The 22728-nt window shown below is 63.5% G+C and carries 20 protein-coding genes; 9 read left to right on the top strand and 11 right to left on the bottom strand.

What is annotated here, in order from left to right; genetic code table 11:
* The 5 genes from AB7849_RS17040 to AB7849_RS17020 form a co-directional block, all read left to right on the top strand.
* Positions 1-1576 (top strand): TonB-dependent receptor (locus AB7849_RS17040; protein WP_369501430.1); only part of this gene is annotated, 1576 nt, incomplete at its 5' end.
* 117 nt (positions 1577-1693) lie between these two features.
* On the top strand, positions 1694-2725 hold the full coding sequence (locus tag AB7849_RS17035; RefSeq protein ID WP_008208172.1) for a glycoside hydrolase family 43 protein: 1032 nt from the start codon (positions 1694-1696) through the stop codon (positions 2723-2725).
* Positions 2726-2946: 221 nt separating this feature from the next.
* Positions 2947-4098: a GDSL-type esterase/lipase family protein gene (locus AB7849_RS17030; RefSeq protein WP_369501429.1), complete on the top strand. Its 1152-nt coding sequence runs from the start codon at positions 2947-2949 to the stop codon at positions 4096-4098.
* Positions 4099-4255: 157 nt separating this feature from the next.
* On the top strand, positions 4256-6142 hold the full coding sequence (locus AB7849_RS17025; protein ID WP_081491690.1) for a family 43 glycosylhydrolase: 1887 nt from the start codon (positions 4256-4258) through the stop codon (positions 6140-6142).
* An 820-nt stretch (positions 6143-6962) separates the two neighbouring features.
* A complete protein-coding gene (locus tag AB7849_RS17020) occupies positions 6963-8552 on the top strand; it encodes a sialidase family protein (RefSeq protein WP_237711746.1) in 1590 nt (529 codons plus the stop codon).
* A 165-nt stretch (positions 8553-8717) separates the two neighbouring features.
* Here AB7849_RS17020 and AB7849_RS17015 read toward each other — a convergent pair whose 3' ends face one another.
* The 10 genes from AB7849_RS17015 to AB7849_RS16970 form a co-directional block, all read right to left on the bottom strand.
* Positions 8718-9788, bottom strand: a complete 1071-nt coding sequence (locus tag AB7849_RS17015) for a glycoside hydrolase family 43 protein (RefSeq protein ID WP_157617993.1) — start codon at positions 9786-9788, stop codon at positions 8718-8720.
* A 10-nt stretch (positions 9789-9798) separates the two neighbouring features.
* Positions 9799-11187 (bottom strand): sugar porter family MFS transporter, encoded by a 1389-nt coding sequence (locus AB7849_RS17010; RefSeq protein ID WP_008208183.1) that lies wholly within the window; start codon positions 11185-11187, stop codon positions 9799-9801.
* A 132-nt stretch (positions 11188-11319) separates the two neighbouring features.
* Positions 11320-12234 carry an SMP-30/gluconolactonase/LRE family protein gene (locus AB7849_RS17005; protein WP_369501428.1) on the bottom strand — a complete coding sequence of 305 codons (915 nt, stop codon included), beginning with the start codon at positions 12232-12234 and terminating at the stop codon, positions 11320-11322.
* A complete protein-coding gene (locus AB7849_RS17000; RefSeq protein ID WP_008211101.1) occupies positions 12231-13010 on the bottom strand; it encodes an SDR family NAD(P)-dependent oxidoreductase in 780 nt (259 codons plus the stop codon). The genes AB7849_RS17005 and AB7849_RS17000 overlap by 4 nt, the downstream gene beginning before the upstream one ends.
* Positions 13004-14152, bottom strand: a complete 1149-nt coding sequence (dgoD, locus tag AB7849_RS16995) for a galactonate dehydratase (RefSeq protein ID WP_147626368.1) — start codon at positions 14150-14152, stop codon at positions 13004-13006. The genes AB7849_RS17000 and dgoD overlap by 7 nt, the downstream gene beginning before the upstream one ends.
* Positions 14149-14778 (bottom strand): 2-dehydro-3-deoxy-6-phosphogalactonate aldolase, encoded by a 630-nt coding sequence (locus AB7849_RS16990; protein WP_369501427.1) that lies wholly within the window; start codon positions 14776-14778, stop codon positions 14149-14151. The genes dgoD and AB7849_RS16990 overlap by 4 nt, the downstream gene beginning before the upstream one ends.
* Positions 14772-15704, bottom strand: coding sequence for a 2-dehydro-3-deoxygalactonokinase (locus AB7849_RS16985; protein WP_369501426.1), 933 nt, complete (start codon positions 15702-15704; stop codon positions 14772-14774). Before AB7849_RS16985 ends, AB7849_RS16990 begins: the two co-directional genes overlap by 7 nt.
* A 13-nt stretch (positions 15705-15717) precedes the next feature.
* Positions 15718-16425 carry a FadR/GntR family transcriptional regulator gene (locus AB7849_RS16980; RefSeq protein WP_008214061.1) on the bottom strand — a complete coding sequence of 236 codons (708 nt, stop codon included), beginning with the start codon at positions 16423-16425 and terminating at the stop codon, positions 15718-15720.
* Between the two features lie 411 nt (positions 16426-16836).
* The gene (locus AB7849_RS16975; RefSeq protein WP_008214062.1) at positions 16837-17472 is read right to left on the bottom strand and encodes an HAD hydrolase-like protein; all 636 of its coding nucleotides are present in this window, start codon (positions 17470-17472) and stop codon (positions 16837-16839) included.
* On the bottom strand, positions 17472-18653 hold the full coding sequence (locus AB7849_RS16970) for a phosphoglycerate kinase (protein WP_008214063.1): 1182 nt from the start codon (positions 18651-18653) through the stop codon (positions 17472-17474). The genes AB7849_RS16975 and AB7849_RS16970 overlap by 1 nt, the downstream gene beginning before the upstream one ends.
* 116 nt (positions 18654-18769) lie before the next feature.
* On the opposite strand from AB7849_RS16970, the gene maiA reads away from it, so the two are divergent.
* Positions 18770-19432 (top strand): maleylacetoacetate isomerase, encoded by a 663-nt coding sequence (gene maiA, locus AB7849_RS16965; RefSeq protein ID WP_008214064.1) that lies wholly within the window; start codon positions 18770-18772, stop codon positions 19430-19432.
* A gap of 104 nt (positions 19433-19536) precedes the next feature.
* On the opposite strand, the gene AB7849_RS16960 is transcribed toward maiA, so the two are convergent.
* Positions 19537-20655: a PilT/PilU family type 4a pilus ATPase gene (locus AB7849_RS16960; RefSeq protein ID WP_008214065.1), complete on the bottom strand. Its 1119-nt coding sequence runs from the start codon at positions 20653-20655 to the stop codon at positions 19537-19539.
* A gap of 84 nt (positions 20656-20739) precedes the next feature.
* Between AB7849_RS16960 and AB7849_RS16955 the strand changes: the two genes are divergently transcribed.
* The 3 genes from AB7849_RS16955 to AB7849_RS16945 all read left to right on the top strand — a co-directional run bounded on the left by AB7849_RS16955 (position 20740) and on the right by AB7849_RS16945 (position 22625).
* A complete protein-coding gene (locus tag AB7849_RS16955; protein ID WP_081491814.1) occupies positions 20740-21447 on the top strand; it encodes a DUF4398 domain-containing protein in 708 nt (235 codons plus the stop codon).
* A complete protein-coding gene (locus AB7849_RS16950) occupies positions 21444-22103 on the top strand; it encodes a hypothetical protein (protein WP_092703703.1) in 660 nt (219 codons plus the stop codon). Before AB7849_RS16955 ends, AB7849_RS16950 begins: the two co-directional genes overlap by 4 nt.
* 294 nt (positions 22104-22397) lie before the next feature.
* The gene (locus AB7849_RS16945) at positions 22398-22625 is read left to right on the top strand and encodes a YdcH family protein (protein ID WP_008216344.1); all 228 of its coding nucleotides are present in this window, start codon (positions 22398-22400) and stop codon (positions 22623-22625) included.
* Positions 22626-22728 lie beyond the last annotated feature (103 nt).

Genomic DNA, 22728 nt, shown 5'->3' with positions numbered 1-22728 from the left:
CTGCCGAAAAACCCGTGGACGCATGCGGCTCAACAGGTGGTCGGGTAAAGGTCAACCACACGAATCGAGAGAGAGCCACAACACGCCGCTGACGACTTATTACAACTACCCCGATACGTGGGGCTTGGTCGGCAATCCACAGTCGAATCCGAAGAATTACTACCTCAACGGCCTTTATCAGCAGTGGAGCAACAACAAGGCCACGGAATGGGCGTGGCGCGGGGATGGCAACTATTACTTCGGTGGAGACCTCGTCAGTTCGATCGACTTCGGTTTGCGCTATGCGAATACCAAGGCTACCGCCGAGGGTGCGTTCTATGACCAGGCACCTCCGGGTGGAGCCTATCTACCGAATGGGGCTCCGAATCCGACCAATAATGTCTTCAATCTGTTCGGTTCGAACTACTTCTGCCCGATTCCCACCGACTCTTCGGTGCCTGGCGGCGCGCTCAGCGGTTGCTACAACTACCTGATGAAAAATCAGAATGCCTTGCGCGAATACTACGGCGTGGCCGACGGCAAGCTGCCGGCACAGCAGGGGCAGTATTTCGACATCACCGAGAAGAAATACTCGGCCTATGCGCAGATCAATTACGGCAACGAATTGTTCGGTATTCCGTTCGACGGCGTGGTTGGCATGCGGGCCGAAAAGATCAAGCGCAACCTGGGTGCCTACACCTACGACACTGCCTCCAACGTGTATTCGCCGATCGGCCTCAACACGAGCGCAACGCAGTGGCTGCCGAACGCAACCTTCAACCTGCATTTCACCAACGACTTGCAGATGAGGCTGTCGGCCGGCAAGACGATCAGCTATCCGGCTTTCGGCAGCCTGAATCCATCCTTGACCCTGAGCCCGGCCACGGCCAACACCATTGCTACGGGAGGTGGCGGCAATCCGAACCTCAAGCCGACCAAGTCCAACAGCTATGACGCCACGCTGGAATGGTATTTCGGCGAGGCCAGCTCGTTGACCGGCGGCGTGTTCTATCACGACATTTCCGGGTACATCGAAAACTACTCGGCAGAGGAAACCATCAACGGCACCGAGTATCTGATTTCGGGGCCGAAGAGTTCCGGTGCCGGACATCTGGACGGTGTCGAGCTGGCTTATCAACAGTTCTTTACTTTTCTTCCGGGTGCGTGGAGCGGGTTGGGCTTTCAGGCCAACTACACTTATATCGACAGCTCGCTCAAGACGCCGGCGATCGATGGCACGGGATACATCACCACATCGTTCCAGAACGTTTCGAAGAACAATTACAACCTGGTGTTGATGTACGAGAAGTACGGGTTCTCTGCACGGTTGGCATACGACTATCGCAGCCGCTATCCGGAATTCTTCCTGGCAGCCTCCAGCGTCATTGGCAACAATGCGCAGATGTACGACAAGCCGGCCAATATGCTTGATCTTTCGCTCAGCTACGACATCAGCAAAAACCTGACCGTGGTGCTGAATGCCACCAACCTGACCAACGCTCACTTCCAGTCCTTCGCGGGGCCGGGCACGATCCTGCCACAGGATTATCGTTACCAGGACCGGTCCGTGGGCTTGGGCGTGCGCATGAAGTTCTGATCGGGCGCTCCTGACATGCATCTGCCTGTCTTCCTTCTGAAACAGCCACGATCTCGTGGTGGGCAGATGCGCGTCCGGAAGCCGGCATGGAGGCGGTGCCTGTCGGTGGCAACCTGGATGACTGCCGCGTTGATCTTGACGCTACCGGTGGTTGCGTCGACGACAAAGGGCCCGACTTTCACCAATCCGTTGTTTGCGGGTGGTGACCCCTGGGTCACGCAGGTCGGTGGCGTCTATTACTACTCGGCCTCCAATTGCGGGGTGGCCGACATCTGCATCAAGCACTCGCGCAGTCTGTCCGGACTGGCGATCGCTCCGTGGATTGGCGTCTGGAATCACACTTCTGCGGATGCACCGAATGCCCATGAGATATGGGCTCCCGAGCTGCACCATATCGATGGTCGTTGGTACATCTATTACGCGGCCGATGATGGTGACAACGACCATCACCGGCTGTACGTGCTCGAGGCCGAGCGGCCGGAAGGCCCGTTCAGAGAGGCTGATACCGGCTATCCGCATGGGCGTCTGGCGGAATCGAGCGGGCACTGGGCCATCGACCCAGACGTGTTCACAGACGCCGACGGAAAGCTCGACCTAACCTGGTCGTGCACCAATTACGCGGACTCGCGTTTTCCACAACGGATCTGCCTGGCGCAGATGCGCGATCCTTTGCATGTCGCCGGGGCCACAGTCGCGCTTTCCACTCCAACAGAGTCGTGGGAAACGCGTGGCAAACCGATCCAGGAAGGGCCGGTCGGCTACACCCGCAACGGGCGCACGTACATCACCTATTCGGCCAGCGCGAGCTGGATTTCCGATGATTATGCGGTGGGTTTGCTGACACTCGTACCCGGGGCCTCACCGTTGAAACCATCGGCCTGGACCAAGTCCGGACCGATCTTCGACCATCACGGCACGGTCTATGGACCTGGCTCCGTGGTGTTTGTGCCGTCACCAGACGGGCGCCAGTGGTGGAACGTGTATCACGCCATCGAGCGGCTCGATTGCAATCCTGCTTACCGCTGTCGCGACATCCGCATGCAGCCGATGCATTTTGACAGCCGCGGCGCCCCCAGCCTCGGTCAACCCCTGGAGGCCGGCAAAGCGGTTTCATTGCCATCGGGTGACGTCGAGGCGAAGTCACATTGACTTCTCATTCGATCCCAGTGCTGAAATCTTTGACGGAAGGATTGGTTGCGCTTGGCTGAATCGGAATGCAGTCAGGTGATGGCTGGATTTACAAGGTCTTGAACATGAAACCAGTCTCACGTCTCGTTCTTTTCGGTGCCTTGATGGCAACTGCGACAGTTGCGTGCGCTGTGGCCGGGCCATCGGGCACTCTGCATTGGGTGGGCGCCTGGAGTGCCGCCATGCTGCGTTCGCCGACACCCGCGAATAGCGTGATCGGTCCGCAGCGAGCCCTCTCTGTGTCGAATCAGACCTTGCGCGAGACGGTGCGCGTGGGGAGTGCGGGCGAACGTTTGCGCCTGGTGCTGGATAACCGCTTTGGCGATACACCGGTGACGATTGATTCAGTGTCCATTGGCAGGCTCGCCGTGGGCTCCACGTTGTCGAAAGACAGCTTGCGCCAAGTACTGTTTGGGGGAAAGCGACAAGCTGTACTGGCGCCGGGGCGCCAGCTTGTCAGTGATGCAGTCAACGAACGGGTTCAAGCCGGGGAGCAACTGGGTGTGAGCCTGTACGTAGCCGGATCTGCCAAAGTGCAGACTTGGCATCCGGATTCCCGCGTGATGCAGTTTATTTCGGGCCAAGGCGACCGTACCGATGCCGCAGCGATGAACGACGCCGACAATGTCTCGGGCATCGCCTGGTTGACCCGGATCGATGTGGCGACTACCACCCCAGCCAAGGCCGTGGTCGCTTTGGGTGATTCCATTACCAACGGGTATCGGTCCAGCGCTATGACCGGCTGGACCGACATACTGCAGGATCGTCTCGACGTGGCAAAGTGCTCTCGGCCCGTGCTCAATGCGGGCATCGATGGCAACCAGGTGGCTGCATCTCGCGGCACATTTGGACTTGGCCATGCGATGGACCAGCGAGTTGGCCACGATGTACTGGATGTTCCCGGGGTGCGTTATGTGTTTTTGCTCGGTGGCATCAATGACATTGGGCTCTCGACAATCGATGCGCGCGCCAGGCATCAGCCCACCCCCTCAGCTGCGGCTCTGGCCGATCCGGTGATTGCGGCACAGAAAAAAATCATAGCGATGGCACATGCAAAGGGCTTGCTGGTTTTCGGCGGAACCGTGCTGCCGTTTGAACAGACCACACGAACCTATACGGCGCAGGGCGAGGCCGCGCGCGAAAAGATCAACGCCTGGATTCGCCGCTCGGCGGGGTTTGACGGAGTGGTCGATTTTGACGCCTTCATGCGCGATCCAGCGCATCCAGAGAGGCTCAAGGCTGCTTTCAACAGTGGTGATGACCTGCATCCGAGCGATGCCGGCTATCGGGCGATGGCCGAGCACATTCCACTCAAGCTTTTTGGTTGTCCGTGACATCAAAGGCACGGAGGCTTTCTGTTCAAGGAAATGCTTTCAACATGGAGTGGCCGTGGCAGAAAGGTTCTGAAAACACGCGGACGAAGTAGTGGGTTTAGCGATTTGAACCATCCGGCGCGCCTCTTCATGGCGCATCCAAGGTCAGGAGTTGTCCATGAAAATTTTCCATCCATCTTCCAAGACAATATGTCTGGCACTGTTGCTGGTGCTCGACCCCTTATTGGCTTCGTCAGCTACCGCTTCAGCTGAATCGCCACAGGATCTGCTGCAATTGGGGTTGCTTTCCCGGACTTACAAAAACCCCCTTCAACTGGATACGCCAAAAGGGCCGGCAACCAGTTGTCCCGACCCTGCCATTTACAAGCAGAAGTCCTTCGGTGGGGATCTCTGGTATTTGTATTGCACGGGTGACCCGCTCAATGCGAACGACGTCAATGGCAGCGGTGGTCTCAACAACCATCTCATCCCGACATATCGCTCGGTTGACCTGATTCACTGGAAGTATCTTGGCGATGCTTTCCAGCGCACGCCTCAATGGGTCGGCAGCGCAACGGATCAGTTGTGGGCTCCGGTGGTAAAGCATTTCAACGGCCGGTACTACCTTTATTACGTCGCGCCGAACACATTGGCTGGAGGCAGCGCGATCGGCGTAGCTACCAGCGACAGTCCTGCCGGCCCCTGGACCGATAGTGGCTCGCCGGTGTTGCCGCCGGAGAACAATCCCTATAACGGATCTCCCGGACGAGCGGTGATCGATCCGGATGTGGTGCAGGGTCCCACCGGGCAACGCTATATCTCCTACGGCAGTTTTGATGGCGGCATAAGTATCCGCAAGCTGTCGGCAGATGGCTTGCATTCGGATGCCTCGAGTGAAAAGCAACTTGCCGTTGACAATTACTTCGAAGGCGGCAGCTTCTTCGAGCACGCGGGTTACTACTACCTATTTCTTTCGACATCCAGTTGCTGCAATGGGCCGCTCAGCGGATACGGCGTTCGTGTGGGGCGTGCCCGCACCCCGGAAGGGCCGTTCCTTGACCAGAATGGCGTGGCGTTGAACAGTTTCGACCCGGGTGGCGAGGTGGCGATTGCCCCCAATGGCAACAAGTGGGCCGGGCCCGGCGGAAACATGGTGTTCACCGATGACGCCGGCCACGACTACATGCTCTACCACGCGATCAATCGCAAGCATCCCTATTTCAAGGGGTTTGCGGGCTTCACACGGCGTCCGGTATTGATTGATCGTATCGAATGGATAAAGGGATGGCCGCAGGTGCGCGCTGGCCGTTGGGCGTCTACACGCCCGCAACCAGCTCCTGCGGCACAGCCTTGGCAGCTTGATCGCTTGATCCCGGATGCGCCGGTGCCGGCGGTTGAACCCGGCAAGGAGATCGCCGCACTGTCAGACGAATTTGATGGTGGCACGCTATCTCACCAGTGGCACTTCATCCACCCCGGTGCGGACAACAGCTACGTGCTTGCGGGAGGCGCCTACCAGGTTGCTACCCATGGTCCCGACGAAAACAGTGATGCCCAAGGCGTATCGATACTCGGCGAGGCAGCCCCCGCCAAGGGCGACTGGATGGTCGAGACCAAACTGACCAGCAGCGTTCCGTTTGACGACTCCTGCTGCTACAACTTCGCGCAGGGTGCCCTGTTCATTTATTTTGATGATCAGAACAGCATCAAGCTCGATGTCTTTCCCGAATACGACACGCGCCAGTCCGAATTTGGCAAACAGATGGGTCCGGTCCCCGCGGGATACCCCACCTACGACCATCAGAGCGTGGGTCCGGTGGGCCCGACTACCTGGCTGCGCATTGTCATGCATGAAACACGGAGTGGTGATCAGGACTACACGGCTTATACCTCACCCGACGGTCAGGCCTGGACCAAGGGTGGTACCTGGCGTCACCTGAAAAGCGAGGCTGCCGGAGCGGCTCCACAGATTGGTATAGCAGCCCAGAACACTGCAGGCTTCACCATGGATTTCGATTATGTCCGTGTTTATCGCCTGAGTCGCAATGGAGCGTATTCGCGTTAAAGCAAGGATCGCCTGCAACCGTAAATTCCCCCGCGCATGGCTGGTGGCGAAGCAGTTCAATCTCTTTGTAAGGTCTCCCCATTTGGGGGCGGAATATACGCCCCCTTTTTTTGGTGCGCCCGGCAGGGCGCACCTGCTTGGAGGTGAAAGTCCTCTATCCACCCGGCAAGGGGAAGGATTAGCGGAAGGCAAGGGCATCTCAGGTGACTGGGCGTCTGGAGGAAGCCGGAAGCAAAACGCTGGCCTGACGAACAGGAAGCGGATACGAGGCGGGACGTTGGGGTGAGGTAGCCAAAATTGCCAAAGCCCGGTACTTGCACAGACAACGTGACGTATATCCGACAGGCATAAGCGGGAAGGCAGGTGCGTCATACCCGGGGAGATCTCGCCTCGTGCCTGAAAGGGCGACGCTGCAAGGCGGAGCGAGAAGTCAGCAGAGGCCATAGTAGGTGCGGTATGACTGAAGGGCCGAACCTGTCACGAGTGGTAAGTCACGCGTGATCTCTGCGCGTCTTGGGCAGAAGTTCCGACGAAAGTCGGGAGCCTGGGGTCAGTACTGGAAGGGCCAGTAGTCCGGAAGGTGATCCAGGTGTTCATAGGACGACAGGCGACACGACGAACGAAACAAGCTCACTGCTCTGCCATCCCCATGGATGGTAGGGTCGACAGGAACCGCCGTATGCGGAACCGCACGTACGGTGGTGTGGGAGGGGGCCGGAGGATTCCGGCTCCCTACCCGATGAATCTTTCAAATGGGTGCGAGGCGGAGGTGCTGGTAATGGGGCAGCCAGTTCATCAATGAAGCAGCAGGAGGTTGTTCGTGAAATCAGCGATGCAGCACAGCGTGTTCGTAGTGGCATTGATGATGGGTATGGCCGGCACCGCTACCGCGTCCGGCGATAGCGGTGCTTCGGGAATGCATCTGGCTGCAGGCACAGGCTACCCCTCGGTGGTGCGCTTGTCGCACCAGTCCGATGCATCAGCCAATGGCCGGCTGCTGCTGGTTTTCGAGCAGCGCCCCCTGAATGGGGGTGTCCCGCTCTATCAAAGCCTTGACGATGGTGCGCACTGGCAATTCATGCAGGACGTTACGGATCAGCCTCATCATGGCGATCACCACTGGCAATTGCGCTGGCAGCCGAACATCACCGAGATGCCCCGCGCCAGTGGCCCGTTGAAGGCTGGCACCGTACTGTTGGCCGCCAATGCCACCGGCAATAATGCGAAAGGGCGGTTGATCAGCGAGGACTTGCAGCTTTATGCATCCACAGATCAGGGGCATAGCTGGCATTACCGCGGTTCCATTGTGCGTGGCGGTGGCAATCCGTCGGACAAGGACAACAAGGGGGTGTGGGAGCCGAATATCCATATCCTCGACGATGGCCGCATGGTGGCGTACTACTCCAGCGAGCAGCACAAGGCCGAAGGGTTCAACCAACTTCTGGCGCACAAGGTCTCGCGCGACGGTGGTCGAACCTGGGGAGCAGAGCATGTCGACGTGGCGATTCCCGGCGGCGTGGAGCGCCCCGGCATGGCCGTGGTCGACCGTTTGCCGGATGGTCGTTACGTGATGAGTTACGAGGACATTGACGGACCGCAGAATGGTCACGTCTACCTGAAGTTCAGTCGGGATGGCCTGGATTGGGGCGATGCCTCCAAGCGCGGCACGCCAGTGCAGACGGAAGCTGGCGCATGGCCGGCGGCGTCACCGATCGTGAAGTGGCTACCCGTGGGCGGGCACGACGGCGTCATCGTGGTGCTGGCGGAGCGTGCCGGCGGTGGTGGCGATCCCGGCGGCCGCTCGATGTACTGGAACAACGATCTTGGTCGCGGCCCGTGGTGGGAGGCGCCGGCGCCGGTGCAGAAGCAGACCGGCAACATTCATGCGGGCTGGACCCAGGCGTTGTTGCTGCAGAAGAATGGCTCCTTGCTGCACATCACTTCGTCATCCACGGCCAAGGCACCGGCTGAAGCGGGTGACAATGTCATCCTGTATGCCACCGCTCCGGCCCGTTTCGATCGTTACGAGGCGGAAGACGCTGCGCGCCACTGGGCCGTGCAGATCGGTGATTCCACCGCATCGAACCGGAGCAAGGCGCGTGTAGCTGCATGGCCGCAAGGTCGGCTCGATTTCACCGTGCATGTCGCTACGTCCGGGCCAAAATCGTTGCGCGTACGTTGGCAGGACCTTGGCTTCACCACGAAGCCGCTGATGCGTGTCGATGGGCACGCCATCGACGCTGGCGATGATCATGGCGACCATGATGGCTGGCACGTGACCACGTTCCACACGACGCTGCATTCCGGTGATCACACGATCACGCTGGGTGGCGAAGGGCACGCGTTGGACATCGACTATTTGCAGATCGATCGTTCGGGTGCAATTGCCGAGAGTGGGCCGAATGCGTGACTTCCGCAGCGCGATGCATGCTGAAAGTAGTTGATTGCGTCGTCGAGATCCATCATTGATCTGAACTGGCTGCGAAGTCGCATCCTGCTCGCAGATGTGATCGTGAAGAGTTTGGGCTGAACAGACCAAGGCGAGCGCGGCGTGCCGCCGCACTCGCCTTGAATGTCACGGCTTGGTCGTTTGTCCCGATGGCACCGCCATCGGCACGCCCGCCTTCACCGGCACGCCGAAGTCAGGCGTGCCATTCGCGCGCCAGTGCACTTGTTGCATGCGTGGCGAGCGGCGCGGACCGCACTTCCAGCCGGGGCCGCTGTTGGCGTGGTAGATGATCCACGTCTGCTTGCCGTCGGGCGATTTGAAGAAGCCGTTGTGGCCGGGTGCGAATACGCCGTTGGCCGGTGACTCGGCGAATGCCGGCTGTGGCGACTTGTGCCACGACGCAGGGTCGAGCGGGTCGGCGTCCGGCGCGGCGCTGAGCAGGCCCAACGCGTAATGATCGGACCAACAGGCGCTGGCCGAGTAGCTGAGGAACAGCTTGCCGGTCGGTCCCTTGAGAAACTCCGGTCCCTCGAGGATCTTGCGTCCGCCGTGCATCTCCCACGCATATGTGGGATGAGCGATATCGACTTGCGGTGCCGCCAGCGTCCACGGGTTGCTCATCGGCGCGATCACCAGATCGCTGTGGTCGCCGACGTAGGCGGAGTAGACGAAGTACAGCTTGCCGCGCAACTGGAACACGGTGCCATCGATGCCGTTGTAGCCGGTTTTCAGCATGCCACGCGAGGTCCAGTGTCCCGTGGTGGGATCGGGCGAGGCGTTTTCCAGTACGTACAGATGGCGATGGGCGTCGTCGTCGTGCGCCTTGTCGGCGGCGGTGAAGTACAGGTACCACTTGCCATCGAGGAAGTGCAGCTCCGCCGCCCATACCGACGCCGAACCCGGCCCGCTGGCCGGGGCGCGCCAGACCACGGTGACGGGCGCCTGTGCCAGGCGCCCCATGTCGCGTGTCTTCCACAAGGCGATGCGGTCGCCCAGCGTGTTGGTGTAGTAGTAGGTGCCGTCATGTTGCGCCACCCACGGGTCGGGTCCCGAGGGCAGCAACGGGTTGGTGAAGGTCTCGCCGGCGCGGACGTGGCCGGGTGCCACGCCCAGCGCAGCAAGCAACAGGGCAACCAGCGCGACCCTCCGGTGCTTCCGTGCACCGTTGTGCGTGTGGGTCACGGCAGGCGGCAGCATGCCCATCGGCTTACTGCCCGATCCGGCGCAGCGGCTTGCCGGCCATCAGGTTGCGCTCGATGTGCTCCAGCGAGATGTTCTTGGTTTCCGGCACCAGCCAGAAGGTGAGCAGGATGAACACGGCGTTGAAGGCGGCGTAGAGCCAGAAAGTGCCGGCGTCGCCGATGCCGTTGAGCAGGCTGAGGAAGGTGCCGCCCACGATCATGTTGGCCACCCAGTTGGTGATGGTGGAGCAGCCGATGCCGAAATCGCGGCCCTTCAATGGCTGGATTTCCGAACATACGGTCCAGATCAGCGGGCCGGCGGACATCGCGAAGCCGATGATGAAGATCAGCAACATGCCGACGGTGAACAATTGCTCGGCGTGGGTGTGGATGCCCAGATGCATCATGGTGCCGACGATGCCCAAGCCGATGGTCATCACCACGAAGCCCGCATACAGGATCGGCTTGCGACCGAGCTTGTCGACGAAGGCGATCGCGATGAAGGTGGCCAGCACGTTGGTCAGGCCCACGATGGCGGTGAACCACAATTGCGATTCGGTGTTGTAGCCCATGCCCTGGAAAATGCGCGGCGCGTAGTACATCACCACGTTCATGCCGGTGAGCTGCTGCATCACCTGCAGCACGATGCCCAGGCCGACCGAACGACGGAAATTGCGGTTCTGGAAGAACAGGTGGAAGCCACGCTGCGGCACCTTCAGCTGTTCGGTGATCTCGGCCAGCTCCAGCGCGACGGCGCCCTTGTCGGCGCGCAGCTTGTGCAGCACGCGTTCGGCCTCTTCGTGCTGGCCGCGCATCATCAACCAGCGCGGGCTGCGTGGCAGGAACACCACGCCGAACAGAAACAGCACGCCGGGAATGGCGATGACGCCCAGCATCCAGCGCCAGTTGCCGGTGTAGCTGAAGGCGGTGTCGGACAGGAATGCCACCAGGATGCCGATGGTGATCATCAACTGGTACAGCGAGATCATCGCGCCGCGGATTTTTTCCGGCGCGATCTCGGCCAGGTACAGTGGCGCGGTGAAACTGGCGATGCCGATGGCCACGCCAAGAACGATCCGGCCCACGATGAGGATGGCGGGTGAGCCGGCCGTGCCGCACAGAATCGAGCCGATCACGAACAACACCGCACCGATGATCAGCGAGCGCTTGCGTCCCAATGCCGACGACATCCAGGCTGCGCCCAGCGCACCCACCGCCGCGCCGGCCATCATGCTGCTGACCACCCATTCGATGGTGTGGTCGCTGATGGCGAAGTCTTTCTGGATGAATTGCTGTGCGCCGGAAATGACGCCGACATCCAGGCCGAACATCAGTCCGGCCAGGGCGGCGAGTATGCAGGTGAAAACGGCGGTGGCTTTCGAGTGGGTGGCAGCGGGTGGTGCGGTGGCGTTCATCGATCTCTCCCCGAGGAATGGCGTTGGTGCAGCATCGTTTGTGATGGTTCGATCAACCGGTTTTTTTGCCCGTCATTCCAGCGAAAGCTGGGATGACGAGCGAGGTCGAGGCATTCACAAGCATGAATCGGATCACGGAGTGCCGCCCATTGGCGGCCTGCCGGCAAAGCGAGGTTCAGGCAAGCCGCGCGCGTCGATGCGAGCGGCAAACAGCGCGCCGGCCAGCGGGTCGCGCGCGAGCGCGACCTCGTCGAGCCCGTCGCGCGCGCTGGTGACATAGAGTGTATCGAGCGCCGCACCGCCGAGGGCCGGTCGCGTGGGTTGGCGTGCCGGCACCGGGATCACGCGATCCTCGCGGCCGTCGGGGTGGTAACGCACCACGCGGCCCATGCCCCATTGTGCGTTCCACAAACCGCCGTCGGCATCGACGCAAGAGCCGTCCGGCTCGCCGCTGATGCCGCGCAGGTCGACGAAGTTGCGCGATGGGCCGACGGTGTCGCCGTACTCGCAGCAACGGATGATGCGCGTGGGGGAATCGCAGTAGTACAGGGTGCCACCGTCGGGACTGAAGGCGAGGCTGTTGCTGATCGCCACGCTTTCCAGCGGCAGACGCTGCAGCGAGAGATCGGCATCGAGTCGCCAGAAACCGCCGATGGCCTGCTTCGGCCCGCGGCCGGCGGGTTCGTGCAGGGTGCCGAAGACGAAGCGGCCCTGGCGATCGCAGGCGCCATCATTGCAACGCGTGGGCAGGCCAGATTCGACCTCGCACACGGTATGCAGTGCGCCGTCGGCGAGGCGAAAGAAAGCCAGTCGCGAAGCCAGTGCCAGCAGCAGCCAGCCATCGGCTTCGCACAACGCGAATGAGGCGAGGCGTTCGGGCAAGACCCAATGCTGCGTTTCGCCGCTGGCCGGTGCGTGGCGCCACAGCGTGCCGGCCTGGATATCGGTCCAGTACAACGCCTGCGCCCGGTCGCACCAGACGATGCCCTCGCCCAGCACATTGCCCGCTTCCAGTACGGTCTGCATGGGAGCGGGCGACGAATTCATACCCAGCCGCCGTCGACGATGAAATCCTGGCCGGTGCACATGCGGCTGTCGTCGGCGCCGAGGAAGAGCGCCATTCGCGCCAGATCGTCGGCCATCAGATAGCCAGGCATGCATTGCACGCGCGCGATCTCGGCTTCGCCTTCGGCGTCCAGCCACAGCGTGCGCTGCTTTTCGGTGATCACCCAGCCGGGTACCAGTGCGTTGATGCGGATGCGTTGCTGGCCGAGCTCGCGGGCCATGCCGTTGACGAAGCCGTGGATCGCAGCCTTGGCCATCGCGTACAGCGGGTAGCCGGCGTTCTTCTTCATCCAGCCGGTGGAGCCGAGGCAGATGATCGACCCGCCGCCGAGTCCGTGCATGTCCGGAATCACCGCCTGCGTGGCGAAGATCTGGTGGCGCAGGTTCACCGCCACGTTGCGCTCGAACGCGGCGGCATCGATGTCATCCAGCCCGTGGCGGGCGTCGTTGGCGGCATTGTTGACCAGCACTGCGATCGGACCGATCTGCTTGCGCGCTGCGTCGATGGCGCGTTGCAGTGCCGCCAGGTCGGTCACGTCGCAAGGCAGGAAGTGCGGGGCGTGCGTCACGTCCTCCAGCGTGGCGAGCAGCGCTTGCGCGCCGGCTTCGTCACGGTCGAGGAAGGCTACCCTGGCGCCTTGCCGCGCGAAGTGTTCGACGAAGGCCGCGCCGATGCCGGTGGCACCGCCGCTGATCAGCACGCTGCGATCGCGCAGGCTGGGGTAGTTGGCGTACTGGGTGGTCACGTTGCTCACCATTCCGCCACGCTGCCGTCGTCATGACGCCAGATCGGGTTGTGCCACTGGTGGCCGATCTTGGCGCGCTCGACCACATAGGCTTCGTTCACCTCGATGCCCAAGCCGGGACCCTTGGGCATTGCCACGTAGCCGTCGGCATAGGCGAATACACCGCTGTCGCTCACGTAGTCGAGCAGATCGTTGGTGGCGTTATAGTGGATGCCCAGGCTTTGTTCCTGGATGAACGCGTTGTGGCATACCGCATCCAGCTGCAGGTTCGCCGCCAGCGCGATTGGGCCGAGCGGACAGTGCAACGCCAGCGCCACGTCGTAGGCCTCGGCCATTGCCGCGATCTTGCGCGTTTCGGTGATGCCGCCGGCGTGCGAGGGATCGGGCTGGATGATGTCCACGCCACCGGTCTGCAGCACGCGCTTGAAGTCGTAGCGCGAATACAGGCGCTCGCCCAGTGCGATCGGCGCGGGCGAGATCGCCGCCAGTTCGGGCAGGCATTCCAGGTGTTCGGACAGCACCGGCTCCTCGATGAACATCAGCTTGTAGGGCAGCAGTTCGCGCATCAGCACCTTGGCCATCGGCTTGTGCACGCGGCCGTGGAAATCCAGGCCGATGCCGATGTCCGCGCCCACCGCGTCGCGGATCGCCTGCACGTTCTCCAGCACCCGCTCGACCTTGGCGTGCGTGTCGACGTACTGCATTTCCTCGGTGGCGTTCATCTTCACCGCGGTGAAGCCGCGCGCCACGGCATCTTTCGCCGCGCGGGCGGTGTCGGCCGGACGGTCGCCGCCCACCCACGAGTACACGCGGATGCGATCGCGCACCGGGCCGCCGAGCAGTTCGTAGACCGGCCGGCCCACGTCCTTGCCCTTGATGTCCCACAGCGCCTGGTCGATGCCGGCAATGGCGCTCATCAGGATCGGGCCGCCGCGATAGAAGCCGCCGCGATAGAGCACGTTCCAGTGATCCTCGATATGTCGCGGGTCCTTGCCGACCAGATAGGTCGACAACTCCTCGACGGCCGCGGCGACGGTCTGCGCGCGCCCCTCGACGACCGGCTCGCCCCAGCCGCTGATGCCGGCATCGGTATCGATGCGCAGGAACAACCAGCGCGGCGGAACGAGGAAGGTGGTGATGGCGGTGATCTTCATGCGTGCGTACTCAGCGAGTGCCAGGCCTGCGCGAAGGCGCGGGCGCGGGAAGCGGTGTCGTCCAGGCCGCGGCCGTGTGCGTACAGTGCCGAGCCGATGCCGAAGCCGGCGGCGCCGGCGGCCACCCACGGGCCCATGTTGTCGGGCGTGATGCCGCCGACCGGCAGCACCGGCACGTCGCGTGGCAGCACGGCGCGCCAGGCCTTGAGCACGGCCGGCGCGGCCTGTTCGGCCGGGAACAGCTTCAGCCCGTCGGCGCCGGCGGCCAGCGCGGCGAAGGCTTCGGTGGGCGTGGCCACGCCGGGCACGCAGAGCAGGCCGGCGGCCTTGGCAGCGCGGATCACCGCGGTGTCAGCGTGCGGCATCACGATCAGGCGACCACCGACGGCGGCGATGGCTTCGACGTCGGCCGTGCTCATCACGGTGCCGGCGCCGACCAGCACGTCGTCGCCGAGTGCTTCGGCGAGCTGGGCAATGCTGTCCAGCGGCTGCGGGGAGTTGAGCGGCACTTCCAGTACGCGAAAGCCGGCGTCGACGAGGGCATGGCCGACGGGCGTTGCTTCGTCGGGTGTCAATCCACGCAGGATCGCCACCAGCGGCAGCGGCGTGAGCCAGGGGGTCAGCATGATGCAATGTCCTTGGGGGCCTGATGAACCAGGCCAGCGTGCAGGGCGAGCTGCCACAACCCGTGGGCGGCGGCATCTTCCAGCGGTGGGTCCAGTTCGATATCGAAATGCGTGGCGGCGCGACGGTAGCGTTCGCAGAGCGCCACGTCGCCGATCAATTGCAGTGGCGTGTCGCGGTGGGCGAGGCCATCGGCCAGCGCGGCACGAAACTCTTCGCCGACCAGCAGGCCGGACAGATAGTCGGGCGCGCCTTCCGACGCCAGCGTGCCGTCGAGCATCAGCGTGCGGGCGGAGAACAATCGGCTCAGCGCGCCGGCGGCGCCGCTGTCGCGGGCCGTCACCACGCCACGCGCGAAAGCGTCCGGGTTTGCCGCGGCCGAAATGGTTCCGGTGCCGAGGATGGAATGCTGCTGCAGCAGCGCGAACAGCTCGCCGGTCATCAGGGTGCGAAAACCGGTGACCTTGCCGTCGCGCACCGTGACCCACTTGCTGTGCGTGCCGGGCAGGATCCAGCTGGATGTGCCGGCGAGCGCCGGACGCAATGACAGGGCGCCGACCAGTTGGGTCTCCTCGCCACGCATCACGTCCGGCCCGTGCGGATCGCGCAGACCGGGAGCGATATGGACGTCCATACCGTCGGCAGCCGTCAGTCGACCCAGGGCGTGGCCGATCTCCGCCGCGCCGGCGGGCAGGTCGAGATAAGGCATTTCGCGCCAGCCATTGCGACTGCCAACCATGCCGCAGGCCAGCCGCGGCAATGCGGGCCAACCCTTGGTGACGGCGGAGAGCGCCGCATCGAAGCCGCCCTCCGGCAAGTGACGCAGGCCCCATGGGCGGTGGCGGGTTTCCTCGATGCGCCCCGCGCCATCAAGACGGTAGGCGCGGAGGCTTGAAGTACCCCAGTCGAGTCCGATCAGGCCGTTCATGCGCAGATTCTTCTCAAGCCTTCTTCGAATGGCGGCGAATGTTGCTGCGCGAATCGCTCACCATCTTGACCATGGCCTGACGCGCCACTTCCGGCTGGCGCCGGCGGATCGCATCGAGCACCTTCTTGTGGTGCGGCAGCGAGTACTTGAAGTTGCTGGCGGTGCGCGCCGACAGCACGAAGTAGGTGCCCAGCGCGGTTTCGACCACCGAGAACAGCGAGACCATCAGCTCATTGTTGGTGGCGTGCAGCATGGCTTCGTGGAAGGCCAGATCCGCCTCGGTCCATGCATCCAGGTTGGCCGAAGCGGCCATCGCCTCGTAGGCAGTGGCAAGGGTCTCCAGTTGTTCGGCGGTGCGGCGGCGTGCGGCGGCGGCGGCGGCGGCCGGCTCGATGATCTCGCGCATTTCCACCAGTTTCTCGACGAAATCCTCGGTAGGCATCGAGGCGCAGCGCCAAGCCAGCACGTCGGCATCGAGCTGGTTCCAGTAGATGGTGTCACGCACGCGGGTGCCGGTTTTCTGGCGCGACTCGATCAGCCCCTTCGCCGACAGCACCTTCATCGCCTCGCGCAGCGCGGTGCGACTCACGTTCATGCGCTCGGCCAGCAATTCCTCGCGTGGCAGGCCCTCGCCGGGTGCCAGTTCGCCGCTGACGATCAAGCGACCCAGCTCGTGGATCACCTGATTGTGCAGGCTGCGCACGGCCATGGGTTTCACCATTGTTGCTCTCCTTGGAAGGTGCCGGGCGTGCCACGATTCCGGGCCGCCTTGTTGCCTGTCGAAGGGTGGGGAAGCCAAAGCCCCGGCCCGCCCTTATTATTTGTACTACATAATTACCTTATAGCAGGTCACTTGGGAAGCGTCATCTGTTCGAAGCCGCTGATCTGCTGCATCAAGGACGTATCCCGGCCCGGCGTCGTGCCGGGTGGACGTGCGCGGGAGTTCGCCCAGGATCCTCCTGCAAGGATTGCGATCGGGGCCGCCTGCAGGCGGCTCGCAGGAGCCCGCTCGCGGGGGATGCTCTTGGCGTGGCATCCGAAAAGCCGAAAGCATCGCCTGCGAGCGGGCTCCTACAGGCCGCTGCTGCATGCACCGGGAGGAGGCTCGGGACGGGCGACGCGGGGTGGCGCGTCAGGCGGGGCGGAGCAGAGTGGCCAGTTCGTGCGGATGGGCAGCTAGCGCCTGTGCGCCGGCCTGCTGCAGCTCCTCGCGGCTGCCGAAGCCCCACAGGACGCCGATGCCGGAAACTTCATTGGCCACCGCCCCCTCGATGTCGAAACGGCGGTCGCCGATCATCACGGTGTCTTGCGGCGCCGCGCCGAAATCGGCGAGCGCGGCGGCGATCATGCTGGCCTTTTCGCTGTGCGCGCTGCTCGGGTCGGGCCCGTACAGCTTTTCGAAGGCATCGCCGAACGGCAGCGATTCGATGATCGGCGCGGCATGTTCCATCGGCTTGCTGGTGACGATGGCGAGCTGATGGCCGGCACCGCGCAGCGCGGAGATGGCCTCGGCAATGCCGGGATAGATCGCGTGTTCGCGCCAGCCCTGCGCCGAAAAGCGTTCGTGGTAGTAATCCACGGCGGTTTCTATGCGCAGCGCATCCCGGTCGAGCAGCGGTGCGAAGCTGTGGCGCAGCGGCGGGCCGATCCACGGGCGCAGGTCGGCAGGTGCCGGCACGCCCAGTTTGGCCAGGGCATGCCGGATGCAGGCGGTGATGCCCGGCTCGGAGTCGATCAGGGTGCCGTCGAGGTCGAACAGGCAGAGCATTACTTCGCGGCCCGGGCCTTGAGTGCGGCGACCGCAGGCAGTTCCTTGCCTTCGAGGAATTCGAGGAAGGCGCCGCCGCCGGTGGAGATGTAGGACACCTGTTTTTCGATGCCGTACTTGTCCACCGCGGCCAGGGTGTCGCCGCCACCGGCGATGGAGAACGCACTGGAATCGGCAATGGCGTGGGCCAGCGTTTCGGTGCCCTTGCCGAACGCGTCGAACTCGAACACGCCGACCGGACCGTTCCACACCACGGTGCCGGCCTTGGCGATCAGCTCGGCGTAAAGCGCGGCGGTCTGCGGGCCGATGTCGAGGATCATCTCGTCATCCTGCACCGCGTCCACCGGCTTCACCGTGGCCGGTGCATTGGCGGAAAACGCCGGCGCCACCACCACGTCCACCGGCATCGGCACTTCGGCGCCGCGGCGCTTGGCGTCGGCCATGACTTTCTTCGCGGCATCGAGCAGGTCCATCTCGACCAGCGAATTGCCGACCGAATAGCCCATCGCGGCGATGAAGGTGTTGGCGATGCCACCGCCCACGATCAACTGGTCGACCTTGCCGATCAGGTTGTCGAGCAGGGTCAGCTTGGTCGAGACCTTGGAGCCGGCGACGATCGCCAGCAGCGGGTGTGCGGGATGTTCCAGCGCGCTGCCCAGCGCGTCCAGTTCGGCGCACAGCAGCGGGCCGGCCACGGCGATGGGGGCGAAGCGGATCGCGCCATGGGTGGAGGCCTGCGCACGGTGCGCGGTACCGAAGGCATCCATCACGAAGATGTCGCACAGCGCGGCATATTTCTTCGCCAGGGCCTCGTCGTCCTTGCCTTCGCCCAGGTTCATGCGGCAGTTTTCCAGCACCACCACCTCGCCGTCGGCAAGCTCGACACCGCTGAGATAGTCGCGCACCAGCCGTACAGGCTTGCCGAGCTTGTCGCCCAGCCAGGCGGCGACCGGCGCCAGCGAGGCGGCTTCGTCGAACTGGCCTTCCTTCGGGCGGCCCAGGTGCGACAGCACCATCACCTTTGCACCGGCGTCGCGCGCGGCGGCGATGGTGGGCAGGGCGGCATCAAGGCGCTGGGTGGAGGTGATCTGGCCGTGATCGTCGAACGGCACGTTCAAGTCTTCGCGGATCAATACGCGCTTGCCGTTGAGGTCGATGTCGCTCATGCGTAGGACGGTCACGTGGGAACTCCCGTGGATTACAGATGGGCTGCCATGCGGCAGGAACCGCGCATTGTCGTGCCCGTCCCATGGCTATGCAAATTACACTGGGCGCTTTCCCGTCACAGGAAGGGCACATGGCCTCCGATCTCGTGCTGTACGGCTACTGGCGTTCCACCGCCGCCTATCGCGTCCGCATCGCCCTGAATCTGAAGGGGCTGGCCTTCGAGAATCGCCCGGTGCACCTGGTGCGCGGCGGTGGCGAGCAACATGCGCCGGCGTACGCGGCGTTGAACCCGCTGGAGCTGGTGCCCAGCCTGCGCGATGGCGAACGGACCTTGACCCAGTCGCTGGCGATCATGGAATACCTGGATGAAACCCGCCCCGAACCGCCGCTGCTGCCATCCGATGCCGCCGGACGGGCGCGCGTGCGTGAACTGGCGCAGATCGTGGCCTGCGATATCCACCCGATCGGCAATTTGCGCGTGCTGCAGCGGTTGGTCACGCAGTTCGAGGCGCCGGAAGGCGAAAAGGTCGCCTGGTCGCGGCACTGGATCGCCACCGGTTTCCACGCGCTGGAAACGATGCTGGCGCGCGATTCCGCCACTGGTCGGTACTGCCACGGCGACACCCCGGGCCTGGCCGACGCCTGCCTGATCCCGCAGTGCTACAACGCCCTGCGTTGGGGCGTGCCGCTGCAGGATTACCCCACGATCCAGCGCATCCACGCGGCTTGTGGCGAGCTGGACGCGTTCAAGGCTGCCGCGCCGGAAGCGCAGCCGGATGCACCGGAGAGCTGAATGTAGGAGCGCACTCTGTGCGCGATAAGCTTTACCGCATTTTTGCGGAGGCGCCGGCGGTCCATGTCAAAAGCATCGCGCACAGGGTGCGCTCCTACGCTCCTTCAGAACCCCATGCCGTAGGGGTCGTTGGTCAGCTCGGCAGAGGCGCCGGCATCGCTGCCACCCTCGGCCAGGCGCACCTTGAGTGCCAGGCCGTCCCGCGAGTCGGCCTTCGACAGCGCTTCTTCCAGCTCGATGCGGCCGCTCTTGTAGAGCCGGTACAGCGACTGGTCGAAGGTCTGCATGCCGTCCTGCAGGCTGCGGTCCATGGCCTCTTTCACTTCGTGGATCTGGCCACGGCGAATCATGTCGCGGATCAGCGGGGTGTTCAGCAGCACCTCGGTGGCGGGGATGCGGCGGCCGTCCTTGCCGATCACCAGGCGCTGGCTGATCACCGCGCGCAGGTTCAGTGCCAGGTTCATCAGCACGTTCTTGTGCGCCGATTCGGGGAAGAAGTTGAGGATGCGTTCCAGCGTCTGGTCGGCATTGTTCGAATGCAGCGTGGCCAGGCACAGGTGGCCGGTTTCGGAGAACGAGATGGCCGCTTCCATGGTGTCGGTGTCGCGGATCTCGCCGATCATGATCACGTCCGGCGCCTCGCGCATCGCGTTCTTCAGCGCCTCGTGATAGCTGTGCGTGTCCAGTCCCACTTCGCGCTGGTTGACGATGGACTTCTTGTGCCGGTGCAGGTATTCGATCGGGTCCTCGATGGTGAGGATGTGGCCGGAGCGGTTGGAGTTGCGCTGGTCGAGCATCGCCGCCAGCGTGGTCGACTTGCCCGAACCGGTGGCGCCCACCACCAGGATCAGCCCGCGCGGCTCCATGATCAGGTCACGGAAGATGCCGGGAAGCTGCAATTGGTCGATACTGGGGATCTCGCTCTTGATCGCGCGGATCACCATGCCCACTTCGCCGCGCTGCTTGAACACGTTGATGCGGAAGCGGCCGGCTTCCTTCACCGCCAGCGCCATGTTCAGCTCCAGGTCGCGTTCGAACTGCGGTACCTGGCCCTCGTCCATCAGCGAGTAGGCGATTTTCTTCACCATGCCGCTGGGCAGGCCGGTGTTGCCCAGCGGATAAAGCTTGCCCTCGACCTTGATGTTCACGGGCGCGCCGGTGGACAGGAACATGTCCGAAGCGCCCTTGTCTACCATCAACTTGAGGAAGTAACCGATGTCCACCGTGTGAGCCCCTGTTTCGTTTGCATTGCAATAAGCGATTATGCCTGCTCACAATATGCGTTGACATGCCATGAGGACTGCGTGATGGCCCACAGATTTTCCCTGTTGCCCGGGTTCGGCTGGTGCCGGACCGTTCAGGTGGCAGGTGCGCTGCCGTTGCTGGCGGCGCTGCTCGTGCTTGGCGGCTGCGCCAGCGTACCGCCGCCGGATGCGGCCATGAACCAGGCGCAAGCCGGGCTGCAGGCTGCGCGACAGGCCGGTGCGGCGGATTACGATCCGGTCGACCTGGGCTTCGCGCAGGACAAGTTCCAGCAGGCACAGACGGCCATGTCCAACCGCAAGTTCGGTCCGGCGGCGGATCTGGCGGCCGAGTCCAGCGCCGATTCCTCGCTGGCGCGGACCAAGGCCATGCTGGGCGCCGCACGGGCGCAAATCCAGCTGAAGCTGCAGGCGAACACCCGCCAGCGCGCGCAGAACGAACAAGCCAAGGCCGAGAACGCCCAGCACGAGGCGCAGCAGCGGGCACAATTGGCGCAGCAACAGGCCGCCACGCAAGTGGGGCCGGATGGCCAGCCGGCGTCGGCATCCTCCACGGCTGCGCCTGCCAATCCGGCTTCGACCGGGCTGCCGGCCCAGGCACCGATGCAGCAGGACATGCCGGCACCGTCCGCCGCGACGCTGGCGTCCCCGACCCAACAGGGCGGCAACGGTTTCCAGACCGTGCCTGATGCCGGCCAATCGGCCGGCAATCCTGCCAGCAGCTCATCGACGAACACGGGAGGCCAGCCATGAAGCGGTTCAGCAGACTTCTTGCGGTTGCCTTGCTGGCGCTGGGCCTGGTTGGCGTAGCCCAGGCGCACAAGGACGACATCGACATCAATCGCCTGAACAACAGCCTCAACCAGCTGTCCAGCGACCCCACCCTGGGCATGTATGCCCAGGCCGACCAGGCCCTGGCCCGCAACGCCATTGCGGAGCTGGCCAATGCCAGCTCGCACGACCGGCCGCATGCGCTGTACATGGCCGAGCGCCGGGTCGACCAGGCCAAGGCCGCCGCCCAGCTGGAAGATGCCCGCACCCGCCTGGCTCAGTTGAGCCGCGAGCACGACCAACTGCTGCTCCAGCGCAGCCAGATCGATGCGAATGCGGCGCAGAAGGAGCTGGAATTCCAGCGCATGCAGTACCAGATGGCGCAGGAAGAGACCGCGCGCCTGCAGCAGCAGGGTCTGGAAGCCGCGAATCAGGCGGACCAGGCGCGTGCCGAAGCTGAACATGCACGCAAGCTGGCGGCGGCGCAGAGCCGGGTGGCTCGGGCGGCCCGGCGTGAAGCGGCACTGGCGGCCGAAGCGGCGCGGGCGATGCGTTCGCAAATGCAGCAGGACAGCGGGTCGGCGGCCCCGGAGCCCGTCAAGAAGAAGGCTCATCACGCGGCCGACAGCGGTCACTGAGCTCGCCAGGGCGTTGTTGCAACTTGCGGTTTTTACGGGTTTTTTACGTCGAATCGTGTGCTGGTGCGGGCTGCCGCGGGGTGCTTGCGCCCCCTGTGGACGGGGAGTAGGGTCAAGTTGCCGTGGGGCATTTTCGCCGCACGGCTTACTGACCTGAAACATGCGCCCATCCTTTCTCCATCGATGGTTCCGTGATCCGCCGAAGCGGCACGGAACGCGGGTGTGCGCGTGCTTTCTTCCGTTCGAGGGCGCACCGGTCAGGCGCCCGCCGTCCCATTGCGAGGAGGTCGGATCATGTTTGAAAGCCAGCAGCGTGACGATATCGAGGCATTGATGAAGGCCGATGCGGAGTTCCGCCGGCTCTACCAGCATCACAAGGAACTCGACAGCAAGGTGCACGACGCCGAGATCGGCGTACTCCCCATCGATGACGCCACCCTGATGGGCATGAAGCGGGAAAAGCTCCAGGCCAAGGAACGTCTGCAACGCATGTGGACGGACAAGGCCCACCTCATCAACTGAGCCTGCACGGTTTCGCATGACATGCGGCCCCGGGGCACTTCCGAGCAGGAAGTGTTGCCGGGGCCGCCGCGTTTCAGCCTGAAGCGTTCCGGTACGAGGTGTT

The sequence above is a fragment of the Rhodanobacter sp. FW021-MT20 genome (assembly GCF_041107475.1).
GTDB lineage: Bacteria > Pseudomonadota > Gammaproteobacteria > Xanthomonadales > Rhodanobacteraceae > Rhodanobacter_A > Rhodanobacter_A glycinis.
This window is presented reverse-complemented; position numbering and strand designations above follow the sequence as displayed.

Coding starts and splice junctions, on each gene's coding strand:
- AB7849_RS17035 (WP_008208172.1), top strand. CDS start 1,694: ATGACTGCCGCGTTGATCTTGACGCTACCGGTGGTTGCGTCGACGACA.
- AB7849_RS17030 (WP_369501429.1), top strand. CDS start 2,947: ATGCTGCGTTCGCCGACACCCGCGAATAGCGTGATCGGTCCGCAGCGA.
- AB7849_RS17025 (WP_081491690.1), top strand. CDS start 4,256: ATGAAAATTTTCCATCCATCTTCCAAGACAATATGTCTGGCACTGTTG.
- AB7849_RS17015 (WP_157617993.1), bottom strand. CDS start 9,788: ATGCTGCCGCCTGCCGTGACCCACACGCACAACGGTGCACGGAAGCAC.
- AB7849_RS17010 (WP_008208183.1), bottom strand. CDS start 11,187: ATGAACGCCACCGCACCACCCGCTGCCACCCACTCGAAAGCCACCGCC.
- AB7849_RS17005 (WP_369501428.1), bottom strand. CDS start 12,234: ATGAATTCGTCGCCCGCTCCCATGCAGACCGTACTGGAAGCGGGCAAT.
- AB7849_RS17000 (WP_008211101.1), bottom strand. CDS start 13,010: ATGGTGAGCAACGTGACCACCCAGTACGCCAACTACCCCAGCCTGCGC.
- dgoD (WP_147626368.1), bottom strand. CDS start 14,152: ATGAAGATCACCGCCATCACCACCTTCCTCGTTCCGCCGCGCTGGTTG.
- AB7849_RS16990 (WP_369501427.1), bottom strand. CDS start 14,778: ATGCTGACCCCCTGGCTCACGCCGCTGCCGCTGGTGGCGATCCTGCGT.
- AB7849_RS16985 (WP_369501426.1), bottom strand. CDS start 15,704: ATGAACGGCCTGATCGGACTCGACTGGGGTACTTCAAGCCTCCGCGCC.
- AB7849_RS16980 (WP_008214061.1), bottom strand. CDS start 16,425: ATGGTGAAACCCATGGCCGTGCGCAGCCTGCACAATCAGGTGATCCAC.
- AB7849_RS16975 (WP_008214062.1), bottom strand. CDS start 17,472: ATGCTCTGCCTGTTCGACCTCGACGGCACCCTGATCGACTCCGAGCCG.
- maiA (WP_008214064.1), top strand. CDS start 18,770: ATGGCCTCCGATCTCGTGCTGTACGGCTACTGGCGTTCCACCGCCGCC.
- AB7849_RS16955 (WP_081491814.1), top strand. CDS start 20,740: ATGGCCCACAGATTTTCCCTGTTGCCCGGGTTCGGCTGGTGCCGGACC.
- AB7849_RS16950 (WP_092703703.1), top strand. CDS start 21,444: ATGAAGCGGTTCAGCAGACTTCTTGCGGTTGCCTTGCTGGCGCTGGGC.
- AB7849_RS16945 (WP_008216344.1), top strand. CDS start 22,398: ATGTTTGAAAGCCAGCAGCGTGACGATATCGAGGCATTGATGAAGGCC.